This is a genomic window from Ruegeria sp. BI7, assembly GCF_056537925.1.
Map to the genome: position 1 here is coordinate 1,145,098 of NZ_JBQFSK010000001.1, position 12,538 is coordinate 1,157,635.

13 protein-coding genes are annotated in these 12,538 nt (G+C 58.6%); 5 read left to right on the top strand and 8 right to left on the bottom strand.

The features are described 5' to 3' along the window. Positions 1-64: 64 nt before the first annotated feature. Complete coding sequence (locus ACR0JB_RS05720; RefSeq protein ID WP_170394208.1) at positions 65-670, top strand: pseudouridine synthase; 606 nt, start codon at positions 65-67, stop codon at positions 668-670. A 31-nt stretch (positions 671-701) separates the two neighbouring features. Next, positions 702-1,127 carry a VOC family protein gene (locus ACR0JB_RS05725; protein WP_170348803.1) on the top strand — a complete coding sequence of 142 codons (426 nt, stop codon included), beginning with the start codon at positions 702-704 and terminating at the stop codon, positions 1,125-1,127. A 4-nt stretch (positions 1,128-1,131) separates the two neighbouring features. Here the strand turns inward: ACR0JB_RS05725 and ACR0JB_RS05730 are convergent, their stop codons facing one another. From ACR0JB_RS05730 to ACR0JB_RS05740, 3 genes are read right to left on the bottom strand one after another with little or no spacing between them, the layout of a single operon-like run. After that, complete coding sequence (locus ACR0JB_RS05730) at positions 1,132-1,635, bottom strand: GNAT family N-acetyltransferase (protein WP_170394210.1); 504 nt, start codon at positions 1,633-1,635, stop codon at positions 1,132-1,134. 2 nt (positions 1,636-1,637) lie between these two features. Next, positions 1,638-2,303 carry an alpha/beta hydrolase gene (locus tag ACR0JB_RS05735; RefSeq protein ID WP_170348805.1) on the bottom strand — a complete coding sequence of 222 codons (666 nt, stop codon included), beginning with the start codon at positions 2,301-2,303 and terminating at the stop codon, positions 1,638-1,640. Next, entirely contained in the window at positions 2,300-2,932 is a 633-nt protein-coding gene (locus ACR0JB_RS05740) for a DNA-3-methyladenine glycosylase family protein (protein WP_170394212.1), read from the bottom strand. Before ACR0JB_RS05740 ends, ACR0JB_RS05735 begins: the two co-directional genes overlap by 4 nt. A gap of 98 nt (positions 2,933-3,030) precedes the next feature. Here ACR0JB_RS05740 and ACR0JB_RS05745 point away from each other — a divergent pair, with 98 nt between their 5' ends. Beyond that, positions 3,031-4,257, top strand: a complete 1,227-nt coding sequence (locus ACR0JB_RS05745; RefSeq protein WP_170394214.1) for an MFS transporter — start codon at positions 3,031-3,033, stop codon at positions 4,255-4,257. A 3-nt stretch (positions 4,258-4,260) separates the two neighbouring features. On the opposite strand, the gene ACR0JB_RS05750 is transcribed toward ACR0JB_RS05745, so the two are convergent. From ACR0JB_RS05750 to cysS, 3 genes are read right to left on the bottom strand one after another with little or no spacing between them, the layout of a single operon-like run. After that, positions 4,261-5,043, bottom strand: coding sequence for a squalene/phytoene synthase family protein (locus ACR0JB_RS05750; RefSeq protein WP_480789744.1), 783 nt, complete (start codon positions 5,041-5,043; stop codon positions 4,261-4,263). Next, the gene (gene cimA, locus ACR0JB_RS05755) at positions 5,040-6,674 is read right to left on the bottom strand and encodes a citramalate synthase (protein ID WP_480789745.1); all 1,635 of its coding nucleotides are present in this window, start codon (positions 6,672-6,674) and stop codon (positions 5,040-5,042) included. The genes ACR0JB_RS05750 and cimA overlap by 4 nt, the downstream gene beginning before the upstream one ends. Next, positions 6,674-8,071, bottom strand: a complete 1,398-nt coding sequence (gene cysS, locus ACR0JB_RS05760) for a cysteine--tRNA ligase (protein ID WP_480789746.1) — start codon at positions 8,069-8,071, stop codon at positions 6,674-6,676. The genes cimA and cysS overlap by 1 nt, the downstream gene beginning before the upstream one ends. Positions 8,072-8,336: 265 nt before the next feature. Here cysS and ACR0JB_RS05765 point away from each other — a divergent pair, with 265 nt between their 5' ends. Continuing rightward, positions 8,337-9,527, top strand: coding sequence for a pyridoxal phosphate-dependent aminotransferase (locus tag ACR0JB_RS05765; RefSeq protein ID WP_170505773.1), 1,191 nt, complete (start codon positions 8,337-8,339; stop codon positions 9,525-9,527). A gap of 6 nt (positions 9,528-9,533) precedes the next feature. Here ACR0JB_RS05765 and ACR0JB_RS05770 read toward each other — a convergent pair whose 3' ends face one another. Further along, the gene (locus ACR0JB_RS05770) at positions 9,534-10,052 is read right to left on the bottom strand and encodes an outer membrane protein (protein WP_170348812.1); all 519 of its coding nucleotides are present in this window, start codon (positions 10,050-10,052) and stop codon (positions 9,534-9,536) included. Positions 10,053-10,469: 417 nt separating this feature from the next. Here ACR0JB_RS05770 and ACR0JB_RS05775 point away from each other — a divergent pair, with 417 nt between their 5' ends. After that, a complete protein-coding gene (locus tag ACR0JB_RS05775; protein WP_170394224.1) occupies positions 10,470-12,014 on the top strand; it encodes a trimethylamine methyltransferase family protein in 1,545 nt (514 codons plus the stop codon). A 47-nt stretch (positions 12,015-12,061) separates the two neighbouring features. On the opposite strand, the gene ACR0JB_RS05780 is transcribed toward ACR0JB_RS05775, so the two are convergent. Continuing rightward, entirely contained in the window at positions 12,062-12,307 is a 246-nt protein-coding gene (locus ACR0JB_RS05780; RefSeq protein ID WP_170358611.1) for an EF-hand domain-containing protein, read from the bottom strand. Positions 12,308-12,538: the final 231 nt, after the last annotated feature.

Here is a 12,538-nt window from a genome sequence, read left to right on the forward strand (position 1 = left end):
TAACACCTGCGTAACAGTTATCCACAGGTTGCGCCTCACTGACCTGCGGGCTATGGCGTTTGTCATGTCCTGGTTCATTCGCTTCAACAAACCTTTCGATGTGCTGCCGCAGTTTACCGACCGCGCCAACGCAGATTCGCCCCGCCGCACTCTGTCAGACTATATCGATCTGCCAGGCGTTTACCCGGCCGGGCGGCTGGATCGGGACAGCGAAGGCTTGATGCTGCTGACCGACAATGGGCGACTGCAAGCGCAAATATCGGATCCAAAACACAAGATGGCCAAAACCTATTGGGTTCAGGTCGAAGGTCTGCCGGATGACGCTGCCATGAAAGCCCTGCGAGACGGGGTTGAACTGAAAGACGGCCTGACCCGACCTGCCAAAGCCCGGTTGATGGATGAACCGCCAGGGCTGTGGCCCCGCAATCCGCCGATCAGAGTGCGCCAGACGGTGCCCGATTGCTGGATCGAACTGACCATCCGCGAGGGCCGCAATCGGCAGGTGCGGCGGATGACAGCTGCCGCCGGTCACCCGACCCTGCGCCTGATCCGCGCCCGGATCGGCGACTGGTCGCTAGAGGGGCTTGAGCCAGGCCAATGGGACAGCCTACCGACGCCAACATTGAACTCTGCCCCGCAAGGCAAACGCGACCGTCGTCCACGCCGGTGACAAAAACTGCATGTTGTGATAGGCTTACAGCATGAAAGTCACACCCGACATTCCAGTACCAACCGGCATTCTTGAGGCCGCTCTCTATGTCGACGACCTGGATGCTGCCGAACGGTTTTATGGAGAGATCCTGGCGTTGGAGAAAATCCAGCGCGTGACGGATCGACACGTATTCTTCCGGATCGGCAGTTCGGTCTTGTTGTTGTTCAACGCGGAAGAAACCGAGAAACCGCCGGGTAATCCCGACTTGCCCGTTCCCCCCCATGGTGCGCACGGGCCTGGCCACGTTTGTCTGATCCTGACACGCGCGGAGATCGACACGATGCGCAAACATCTGCTGGATTGGAATATCCCCTTAGATGCCGAGTTTGACTGGCCAAACGGCGCACGCTCTCTTTACGTGCGCGATCCGTCAGGCAATTCGGTTGAATTTGCCGAAGGGCATTTGTGGGGCTGACCTCTCAGAGTGCCGCGCCCACCGATAGATCAAACCTTTTGGATATTCTATCAACCAGCGTGCCATCCTGCAGTGGCACGCCATAGGCGACCGAGTAGTCGCGAAACCCCATCTTGTCGTAGTAGCCAAGACCCATCCCATTATCGGCGCGGATGGTTGCATTAATCGCTGTAAACCCTATTGCCGCCGCGAATTTCGAAGTTTCCGCGAACAAGGCCCGGCCCGCCCCTTTCAGCGCAGGATGACGTCTGGTGAAGGTCGCGATATCGGCGCAATCCTGTGGCAACGCGTCGTGCATTCCCAGCCACTGAAAGCCAGCCACCTCTCCTTGATCGTCCAAGGCGACGTGGGTGCAGATTTTGTCAGCGCCCTCTAGGTAGCTTTGAACGAACAACGCGTCAGAGAACGGAATTTCAAACGCGGTGCTGCCCCCGATTTCGATGATCTCATTGAGGATGCGGCAGGCTGTGGCCACATCCTCTGGCATCATGGGGCGGACCGCGATCATCCCTACAGACTCAGTTTGTCGCGCATAAAGGCCAGCGCGACACTCAGGCCGTCCGGCGCAATTCCGTGGCCGGTACCCTTCATCACATGAGCGTAAACCTCTTTGAACCCGGCCTCTTGCAGCGCTTCGGCGGCGGCAGGCAAGGATTGCGGCGGCACCACATCATCGACGTCACCATGAACCAGCAGAATCGGCATCCGGCTGACCGTCTCGTCGGGCAGCAGATCGGGTTCTAGCAACCGTCCCGAAAAGGCAACGATGCCGGCAACCGGATCCTCGCGACGCGGTGCGACGTGCAGGCTCATCATCGTGCCCTGGGAAAACCCGAACAATACAACCTGTTCCGGCAAAACATCCTCGTCCACCATCAGCGCATCGAGGAAGGCGTTGAAATCCTCAACCGCCATTTCCATGCCGCGTCGGGCCTCTTCTTCGGACGAACCGTCAATCCATGGGATCGGAAACCACTGAAACCCATTTGGCATCCCGGGGATCTGCTCGGGCGCATCGGGGGCGACAAAAAGCGTGTCGGGCAAGTGTTCGCCTAAAGGATCGGCCAAGCCCAGCAGGTCGGCCCCATTGGCCCCATAGCCGTGCACGAACACAACGACCGAGCGTGTGTCGCCCGAAACCGGCTCTTTTCGGAGCGCATTCAAAACCCGTGTCATCTGATCCCTTCTCGTTCTTTAGCCACCCGGTAATAGGCCCACAACACACGCGCCGCAACCGATCGCCAGGGCGACCAAGCTTCGGCCATTTGGCGCAGTTCTTTGTCCGTGGGACGTTTGGGCAAGTCATAGAGGATGCGCGCTGCCTCTTGCAGCGCCAGATCGCCCGGTGCGATCACATCGGCGCGCCCCAAAGAGAACATCGCGTATATTTCGGCTGTCCAGACACCGATCCCCGGCACCTCGGTCAAAGTCGCGATGACATCCGCATTAGAAGCGTCGCGTAATGTTTTGTAATCAATACGCGCCTCAGCCAACGCGCGTGCGTAGCGTATCTTTTGACGGCTCAGCCCCACGGCCCGCAAATCGTCATCGGTCGCCCACATGATCTTGCGTGGTCCGGTCAGTTTGGCATCCTGCATGCGTTTCCAAATGGCGCTGGCCGAGGCCACGCTGACCTGCTGGCTGACAATAGCGCTGAGAAGTTGGGCAAACCCATCCGGACGGCGACGCAGGGGCAAAGGCCCAGTCTGATCCATCGCCCAGGCCATCCGCGGGCATTCCGCGGCCAGCCATTCGGCGCCCTCTGCGACACAGTCAGGTGATTCAATGATGCGTCCGACAGACATGGGCCCTCCGGGAAAATGATATCGCGCTCACGGTAGGTTGCTTTGTCGCAGATGCAACCCGCTTGTACGACTGGCTTTTCAAAGATACGCATTGGCGCATGACACTAACGACGACAACCCTCGACACCAGTCGCGCCAAGCGCAATGTCGCCGTTTTGGTGGCGGCACAAGCTGTACTGGGCGCACAGATGCCGATGCTCTTTATCGTGGGCGGGTTAGCTGGGGATTCACTGGCTACAAACGCGTGTCTGGCCACCCTGCCGATTTCGCTCATCGTGCTGGGGTCGATGTTGGCTGCCACGCCGATCTCGGCGATCATGCAGCGCTGGGGACGGCGCGCCGGGTTTCTGGTTGGTGTTACTGCGGGGGCTTGCGGCGGGGCGGTCGGCGCATACGGGTTGTTTCTGGGCTCGTTCCCGGTCTTCCTGCTGGGAAGTCTGCTGACCGGCATTTACATGAGCGCGCATGGATTTTACCGCTTTGCAGCCGCTGATACGGCGTCTGACGCGTTTCGGCCCAAAGCGATTTCATATGTCATGGCAGGCGGTCTAGCAGCGGCGATCATCGGTCCGCAGATCGTCAAACTGACCTCGACCGCATATGTGATTCCGTTTTTTGGTACCTATCTGGCTGTCATCGCGATGAATGTCTTTGGGTCAGTGCTGTTTTTCTTCCTCGATATCCCGACGCCCGAAAAGCCAAAGGAAGACGCGCCCAAAGGACGATCCCGGCTTGAAATGCTTAGAACCCCACGCATCGCCGTGGCGATCATTTGTGCGATGGTTTCCTACGCTTTGATGAATCTTGTCATGACCTCGACCCCGCTTGCGGTTGTGGGGTGCGGTTACAGCGCCAACGATGCCGCTGATGTCGTCACTAGCCATGTTCTGGCGATGTATGTGCCCAGCTTTTTCACGGGCCAGTTGATCGCGCGGTTCGGAGTCGAAAAAATTGTAGCCCTCGGTCTCGCCATTCTGGCCGGCGCGGGTGTGGTTGCTTTGCAAGGCGTCGAGTTGGGCAATTTCTTTATCGCGCTGATCCTGCTGGGCATTGGCTGGAACTTTGGCTTTATCGGCGCCACGACGATGCTGGCCGCGTCGCACGACGTGAACGAACGTGGGCGGATGCAGGGGCTGAACGACCTGCTGGTGTTTGGGGGCGTGACACTTGCGTCGCTCGCTTCGGGTGGGTTGATGAACTGCTCGGGTGGTTCACCAGTCGAAGGCTGGACCGCCGTGAACCTGGCCATGATCCCACTGTTGACGCTGGCAGGTGGTGCGCTGCTGTGGTTGGTTCTGAAACCCTCTGAGCCGGAAACGGTCTGACGCCTACCAGCGCCCGCTGGCAACGGACCACATTAAGGACGCTCTGCGGCGAATTTCACCCTGTGCGAGGTCCCCGACGGCGACGCGCTCTGGGCGAGTTACGACACGCCGCAAAACCCATTCTGCCTGCCATCCCGCAAAAAGCGCGGGGCGGGCATCTGCTGAAACACCTGCACTGTTTGACCGTGCGCGCTGAAGTTTGTCCAAGGCCTTTTGCGCCAGTGACCGAACACCATCAGACGTGCCGTCAAGCAAAGGAATACGACCACGCGCCTCAAGATCAGGAATCGCCCGAAACCAGCTCGCCACCCCTACGCCATAGCCGAAATCGCGCAGCACAGCTTCGTCCGCTTCACCCAGAACCTGCGCGGCTGCGACCATTAAGGATCCGGCGCTATGGTTGATGTAGGTGTCGAAATGCGCTTCATCCTCAAACGGATCACGGTAAATATCCCAACGCCTTACGGCCACATACTCATTCAACGTAGCCGCCAGATCGGGCGATAGGACCTGCGACAGAGGCGTCACAACCTCATGCCGACGTACTGCCTTACCTTCGGCAATCTCTTGCAGCGCATCGCGCCACCATTGCAGGCGCATCTCAGCGATCATTGTCTCTTGCGTGACCCAAGGGGCCCGAGCAACCTCGACATTCAGCGCATAGAGCGGAAACAGTTTAGGCCGTACCGCAACGGGTGCCGCCATGACCGCCATGAACCGATCAGGATCGGCGCGATGCACCAATGCTGCGCAGGCCTTAACGTCATCATCAAAATCTACGCTCACTCGGCCACCGCCGTCTGTGACCCGCAATCGCGCACCAGTTTCCACTGTATCGCGTCCAACAGCGCCTCGAACGAGGCATCGACTATGTTCGCGCTTACCCCCACGGTCGACCAACGCCGCCCCTGCCCGTCTTCGCTGTCGATTATCACGCGGGTCACCGCCTCAGTGCCGCCCTGCGTGATGCGTACCTTGAAGTCGACCAGACGCATGTCGGACAAAATCTGCGAATACTGCCCCAGATCCTTGGCTAGCGCTTTGGCCAGCGCGTTCACCGGCCCCCGGTCACTGCCGTCCTCGTCCAAAGACTCGCTAACCGACAGTTTCTTTTCCCCGTCGACTTTCACAACAACGACGGCTTCGGATAGGCTGACCATCTTGTTGTACTTGTTCTTGCGCCGCTCAACGGTCACCTTATAGCGCTTGACCTCAAAGAACTCGGGCAGCTGCCCCAACTCATCACGTGCCAGCAGCTCAAAACTGGCCTGCGCAGTGTCATAGGAATACCCCTCGGCCTCGCGCTGCTTGATCCGGTCCAGAATGCGCCCCAGCGCCGGGTTGTCCATTTCGACGGACAGACCGGCCTCGGTCAAGCGTTTGCGCAGGTTCGACTGCCCCGCCTGGTTCGACATCGGAATGATCCGCGCATTCCCGACAGAGGCCGGATCGACATGTTCATAAGTCGATGGGTCCTTGAGGATCGCGCTGGCATGCAGCCCTGCCTTATGTGCAAAGGCCGAGGCGCCGACATAGGCCGATTGCTTGCTGGGCACCCGGTTCAGGATATCGTCCAGCATCCGGCTGATGCGCGTCAAACCGGCCAGAGCTTGCTCACTAACACCAATATCGAAACCCGACGCATAGGGCTCCTTCAACAGCAAAGTCGGGATCAGAGCGGTCAGATTCGCATTACCGCATCGCTCACCCAACCCGTTCAGCGTGCCTTGTATCTGCCGCGCGCCCGCATCGACAGCGGCCAGAGAGCAAGCCACCGCGTTTTCGGTATCGTTGTGGGTGTGGATGCCCAGCCGATCCCCCGGCAACCCGGCGGCAATCACTTCGGTCACGATCCGCGTTACCTCGGCGGGCAGTGCGCCGCCATTAGTGTCGCACAGCACAACCCAGCGCGCGCCAGCATCCAACGCCGCCTGACACACCTGAACCGCATAGCCGGGGTTGTCCTTGTACCCATCAAAGAAGTGCTCGGCATCGAACAGCGCCTCACGCCCCTGCGCCACGATATGCGCAACCGAGGCGTGGACATTCTCGACATTCTCCTCCAGCGAGATTCCCAGCGCGTGGGTCACGTGGTAATCATGCGACTTGCCGACCAGACACACCGCCTGCGTGCCCGCATTCATTACAGCGGCCAGCACATCGTCATTCTCAGCCGACCGGCCCGTGCGCTTGGTCATACCAAACGCGGTCAATCGGGCCGAGGTCTTGGGCGCAACTTCGAAAAACGCGCTGTCGGTCGGGTTTGCGCCGGGCCAGCCACCTTCGATATAGTCGACCCCTAGTACGTCCAACGCCTGCGCGATCTGCACCTTCTCAGAGGTCGAAAACTGTACGCCCTGTGTCTGCTGCCCATCGCGCAGCGTGGTGTCGTAGAGGTAGAGGCGGTCTTTGGTCATCACACCCCCTCCAGCTTGGCAGCGTCGAACCCAGCACCGGGCACCAGTTCGACACCATCCTTGCTCATACGAACCTCAAGCCCAGCAGCCAGATAAGCGGCTTTGAGACGGTCCACTTCCGAGAAGTCCTTGCTTTGCATCGCAATGACCCGCGCATCTGCCAACCGGTCCGCATGTGCCGACAAATCCGTCGATGTGGTATCCGCCCACGCCCCCATCTCGGGGGTCAAGAGACCAAGCAATTGTGTGCTGGCCAACAAACTAACGGCATCTCCATCCGCAGCCAGACGGTGGAGTTCAGCCAAAGCGCCCGCAGTGTTCAGGTCGTCACTAAGCGCTGCGATAACTGCAGGTGCCGCGCTGGCGGCGGGCTCGATGCCCGACGTCAGCGCCCGCCACTTGCGCAGCGTCGCCTCGGCTTCACGCGCCTTCTTCTCAGTCCAATCCATCGGCTTACGATAGTGGGTTTGCAGGAAGACAAAGCGGATCACCTCACCCGGGACGCCCTGCTCCAGCAGATCATGGACGGTGAAGAAATTGCCCAAAGATTTGGACATCTTCTTGCCTTCCACCTGCAGCATCTCATTGTGCAGCCAGACCTTTGCGAACTCACCATGCGGATGGGCGCACTTGCTCTGCGCGATCTCATTCTCATGATGCGGGAACATCAAGTCATTGCCACCGCCGTGGATGTCAAAACTCTCGCCCAACAGCTCATAGCTCATGGCCGAGCATTCGATGTGCCAGCCCGGACGCCCCCGGCCCCAAGGTGACTCCCACCCCGGCAATTCGTCGGTTGAGGGTTTCCACAACACAAAATCCATCGGGTTTTTCTTGTAGGGCGCAACCTCAACCCGAGCGCCCGCGATCATGTCGTCGACGGACCGGCCCGACAATTCGCCGTAATGCTCTTTCCAGCTGTCCACGGCAAACAGAACATGGCCCTCGGCCGCGTAAGCATGGCCCTTGGCGATCAGGTCTTCGATCATCGCGATCATCTGCGCAATGTATTGCGTAGCGCGCGGCATTTCATTGGGCTCTAGCGCCCCAAGCGCGCCCATATCGTGCAGATACCAACCGATGGTCTCATTCGAGCGTTCCTGAACCAGCTGCTCCAACGTGCCTTCAGCCCCCGCCTGTTGCCGTGCCAGCGCGGTCGCGTTGATCTTGTCATCCACGTCCGTAAAATTGCGCACATAAGTCACGTGATCCGCACCATAGGTGTGTCGCAACAATCGGTAGAGCACATCGAACACCACTACAGGCCGTGCGTTGCCCAGATGGGCGCGGTCGTAAACTGTGGGCCCACAGACATACATCCGCACATTGTCGGCACTGATCGGCACGAAATCCTCTTTCGTCCGCGTCCGGGTGTTGTGCAGTTTGATCGTCGTCATCGGTCGGCTCCTAAAGACAGCATGGCTGGTCGCGTTAACGCGGGCTTAGCAACTTGTCTCAGGGATGAAAACGAAAGAAACCGGCCCGCTTGAAGTATCAGCAGGTAATGCAGCAAATAATGATGCAGGTCATCGGGTTCATATTGTCCCAGTATCACGGCGACCGCCTTTCGCCAAGCCTTGAGTTCCAACCATCTGTTTCGCCGATTGACATTCTACAACGGCTCTGGCCCTTTCGGCGCAGAACACCAGACGGAGGCGGGTCATGAAATTGTCGCAGCGTATTACTCATCTGACCGGCGGCGGCAGTGACGGTTGGGACGTGTTCTATCGTGCCCGTCGACTGATCAGTGACGGCTATGCTGTAGTCGAACTGACCATTGGTGAACATGACGTCCGAACCGACCCATCGATTCTGGAAGCCATGGACCTTTCGGCACGGCAAGGCCACACCGGATACGCGATGGTGCCCGGCACGGATTTGCTGCGCGATACCGTGGCCGCCCGGCTGCAGGCGCGCACCGGAGTTCCCACTACCAGAAACAATGTTTTAATCACGCCTGGTGGGCAATCCGCCTTGTTCGCTGCCCATGTTGCAGTCTGCGATCCGGGCGATGTTGGTCTGTATCTGGATCCATATTACGCCACCTATCCCGGTACGATCCGCGGTGTCGGAGCGGAAGCGCGGGCGATTCAGACAACCGCCGAAGACGCATTTCAACCGCGTGCCGAGCAGATTGACGCGGTCGCGGATGGCGCTGTGTCCCTGCTGATCAACACACCAAACAACCCCACCGGGGTCGTCTATTCCCGCCAAACGCTTGAAGGGATCGCCAAGGTCTGCCGCAAGCGTGATCTTTGGCTGATTTCGGATGAGGTTTATGACACACAAGTCTGGGAAGGCTCACATATTTCGCCGCGCACTCTGCCGGGTATGACCGAACGTACGCTGGTGGTTGGGTCGATGTCCAAGTCGCACGCCATGACGGGTTCGCGTTGTGGATGGATTGTTGGGCCAGAGGATGTAATCGCGCATCTGATCAACCTCGCTACGCATACGACCTATGGGGTTCCCGGGTTTATTCAGGACGCTGCTAGTTTCGCCCTGAACGCAGGTAAAGTGCTGGAAGATCAAATCGCTGCGCCGTTCCGCAGGCGGCGCGCACTCGCCGTGGGTATTCTGAGCGCTCAGAACACTGTCGGGTTGGTTCCAGCGCAGGGGGCCATGTACCTGATGCTGGATATCCGCGCCACGGGTCTCAGCGGAGAAGCATTCGCCAACGCGCTGCTGGATACGCACGCCATTGCCGTGATGCCGGGTGAGAGTTTTGGGTCCGCCGCCGCCGGCCATATCCGTGTGGCCATGACCATTGATGACGAACGGTTCGGGTCCGCTTTGTCAACGATTTGCGAATTTGCAACGGAAATAGCCGGTCGTCACGCCGCGGCCAGTTAACGGGTGTCAGAACCGGAATGAGGTTCGCAGGTTAAAGACATTCGAATCCAGGGCGCCATCTGATCGGGTGACATCGTCGAACTCCTGCCGCAACGCCTCGCCGCTGATGACAAAGCGGTCGCCGATGGGATAGGCCACGCCAATTCCATACACAGCAGCGGTATCGTTATCGACTGAGCTATCGACCCGCGACGCACCGATCACAACATAGCCCAAAGCCGGGCCAAAATCATAGCCGCCGCGCAGCTTCAGGCGGGTCATGCTGTCCAGGGAACCCTCGCCCTGCCCCAAGTCCAAAGACAGGCTATTGTATTCAAGCTCGCCGCCCAAAACAAAATTCCCGAAGTCGCGGTCATAGCCAATATGTGGCGCGAAGGTCAGATCATCGCCGCTGGAGCCATTCGGGCCTTCGGCATCTGCATATCCAAAGCTAAAACCTGCATAAGCCCCGGTCCAATCCTCAGCCAATACCGGGGTCGCGAGGGACACCAATGTTGTGAGACTGAGGGCCTTAAGGGCTTTCATTAATCTCTCCTAAAAACCTTTCGCCGCAGAGACGTTCGGTTAAGTCATGTTAACTCAAAAATTTGGTACATGATCGTTAAATTTCAATTGAGATCACGAACCACTCTTAAATAAGTGAAGGAACTATAACAGATTTTCAGGTGCCAAAGAAAAAAACTTGAGCAGACAAAAGAAGAGTGTGACATCTTCATGAATACTTCGCTTTTAGGCGCTCAGGTCGCAAACAGAACAGATTGTGATCAGGTACATCGGGAAACTTCAGGTCAATAGGTGAGGACCTGCATGCAAAACGACGTTTGGAAGATTCGACTGGTCAGCCGCACCATTGGTGCGGATCGTGGTCGTGCGGCACGTGGGCGGCCGTCAGAGGCTTAGATCAACCCTTCTGACAGCCAATTACCCATCGGAATCCGAACCATGAACGATCAAACCCGCACCTCATCCCGCACCGGCGGTCGCGCCGCGCGTCGTGCTGCCCGTGCAACTGCACTGCCCGAACATTTGCGCCCTGTCCGTGCAGGTATGGAAGGCGGCACTCTCAATGTGCTGACCCAAGCCCAAATCGAGCGCATCCACGAAGCCGCCTTGACCGCATTGGAAACCATTGGTCTGGCGGATGCCCCGCCAAGCGGCATCGACTACCTGGTCGGCGCCGGGTGCATCCTGGGTGACGATGGTCGCATCCGGTTCCCGCGCGCGTTGGTGGAAGACACGATTGCCAAGGCCAACCGCTCGGTCACCCTGTACAGCCGCGATGGAAAGACCGACCTAGAGTTGTCGGGCACTAAGGTTCACTACGGCACCGCCGGTGCTGCCGTCAGCATGGTGGATGTACACGGGCGGGAATACCGCGACTCGACCGTTCAGGACCTGCACGATGCTGCGCGCATTTGCGAACAGCTAGAAAACATCCATTTTGTTCAGCGCCCCATGGTTTGCCGCGACATCTCGGACAATCTGGAAATGGACCTGAACACAATCTACGCCGCCTGTTCAGGCAGCTTCAAACATATCGGTACGTCCTTTACCGAACCCAGCCACGTTGCCCCCGCGGTGGAAATGCTCCACATGATTGCCGGCGGCGAGGACAAGTTTCGTGAGCGGCCCTTCGTGTCGAATTCGAACTGTTTTGTCGTGCCTCCGATGAAATTCGCGACCGAAAGTTGCGAAGTGATGGAAGAGTGCATCAAGGCCGGGATGCCGGTTCTGCTATTGTCTGCTGGCATGGCAGGCGCGACCGCGCCTTCAACCATCGCCGGAGCAATCACGCAGGCCACTGCGGAATGTCTGGCCGGACTGGTTTACGTAAATGCCGTAAGCCCCGGCGCACCGGCAGTTTTTGGCACCTGGCCATTTGGTTTGGACCTGCGCACAGGTGCGATGTCCATCGGTTCGGGCGAACAGGCCCTGTTAACGGCCGGCTGCGCGCAAATGCATCGGTTTTATGACCTGCCGGGTGGTGCTGCGGCTGGAGCATCGGACTCGAAGCTGCCCGATATGCAGGCCGGGTGGGAGCAGATGTGTTCCAACGTCATGGCGGGCCTGTCAGGTTTGAACATGGTATACGAAGCGGCGGGCATGCATGCCTCGTTGCTGGGCTTTTGCCATGAGAGCCTGATCCTGAGTGACGACCTGATCGGTCAGGCACAGCGCTGTGTGCGCGGGATCGAAGTGACTGACGAAACCTTGGCCTTGGACCAAATCGCCGAGGTCTGCATTGGCGGGCCGGGTCACTATCTGGGCACCGATGCCACGCTTAGCCGGATGCAAGCGGACTATGTATATCCCGTTTTCGGTGACCGCACCTCACCCAAGGAATGGGCCGAGCTTGGCAAGCCCGATCTGATCGAAAAGGCGATCAAGCGGAAGGAAGAGATCTTGTCGATGCCGTCCCCGGCGCGTTTTGATCCACTTCTGGATGCTGAAATTCGGACCAGATTCAATATTCACCTTCCCCAATAAGATACTAAAAAGCGGCCAGAAATCCTCTGGCCGCTTTCTTTAATGTGTTAGCCGTCTGTTGGCGGCAGCAATCCTGCTTCCTGTGCCACGGCAATCTCGGCCTCATCCAGCGCGCCGTCGCCGTTGGCATCCATTGCCGAGAAACCATCCGTGTCCACTTCAGGCAGAACCGCCTGCACTTCTTCGATGGTCAAAACGCCGTCTCCATTTGTATCTGCCGAGGATTGTGCGACGGCCAGCGTCGGCAGTCCAAGGGCAAGGGCGGAAATAGCGGCCAGAGTTTGCGGTTTCATTGTGATGCCTCCTGATTGAGTTTTTTGCATGTTTGCGTCCGGACAAGCCCTACAAACACCGCACGCCGGGCTGCTGTCACCCGCATTGCGGGACTAAGCCACTTTCGCGCCAATCTTTGCGTGTTTTTCCGAGTCGCGTCTGCGGCGAGCCGCTGGGCAAAATTCCCCCATCACGTCTCGGCGGGTCTTGCCCGATGAGGAATGCACAATCCGGCAGAACCCTGCCTAATT

Excerpts from the sequence above, each read along its gene's own strand:
- ACR0JB_RS05720 (WP_170394208.1), top strand. The coding sequence starts at position 65 with ATGTCCTGGTTCATTCGCTTCAACAAACCTTTCGATGTGCTGCCGCAG.
- ACR0JB_RS05725 (WP_170348803.1), top strand. The coding sequence starts at position 702 with ATGAAAGTCACACCCGACATTCCAGTACCAACCGGCATTCTTGAGGCC.
- ACR0JB_RS05730 (WP_170394210.1), bottom strand. The coding sequence starts at position 1,635 with ATGATCGCGGTCCGCCCCATGATGCCAGAGGATGTGGCCACAGCCTGC.
- ACR0JB_RS05735 (WP_170348805.1), bottom strand. The coding sequence starts at position 2,303 with ATGACACGGGTTTTGAATGCGCTCCGAAAAGAGCCGGTTTCGGGCGAC.
- ACR0JB_RS05740 (WP_170394212.1), bottom strand. The coding sequence starts at position 2,932 with ATGTCTGTCGGACGCATCATTGAATCACCTGACTGTGTCGCAGAGGGC.
- ACR0JB_RS05745 (WP_170394214.1), top strand. The coding sequence starts at position 3,031 with ATGACACTAACGACGACAACCCTCGACACCAGTCGCGCCAAGCGCAAT.
- cimA (WP_480789745.1), bottom strand. The coding sequence starts at position 6,674 with ATGACCAAAGACCGCCTCTACCTCTACGACACCACGCTGCGCGATGGG.
- cysS (WP_480789746.1), bottom strand. The coding sequence starts at position 8,071 with ATGACGACGATCAAACTGCACAACACCCGGACGCGGACGAAAGAGGAT.
- ACR0JB_RS05765 (WP_170505773.1), top strand. The coding sequence starts at position 8,337 with ATGAAATTGTCGCAGCGTATTACTCATCTGACCGGCGGCGGCAGTGAC.
- ACR0JB_RS05770 (WP_170348812.1), bottom strand. The coding sequence starts at position 10,052 with ATGAAAGCCCTTAAGGCCCTCAGTCTCACAACATTGGTGTCCCTCGCG.
- ACR0JB_RS05775 (WP_170394224.1), top strand. The coding sequence starts at position 10,470 with ATGAACGATCAAACCCGCACCTCATCCCGCACCGGCGGTCGCGCCGCG.
- ACR0JB_RS05780 (WP_170358611.1), bottom strand. The coding sequence starts at position 12,307 with ATGAAACCGCAAACTCTGGCCGCTATTTCCGCCCTTGCCCTTGGACTG.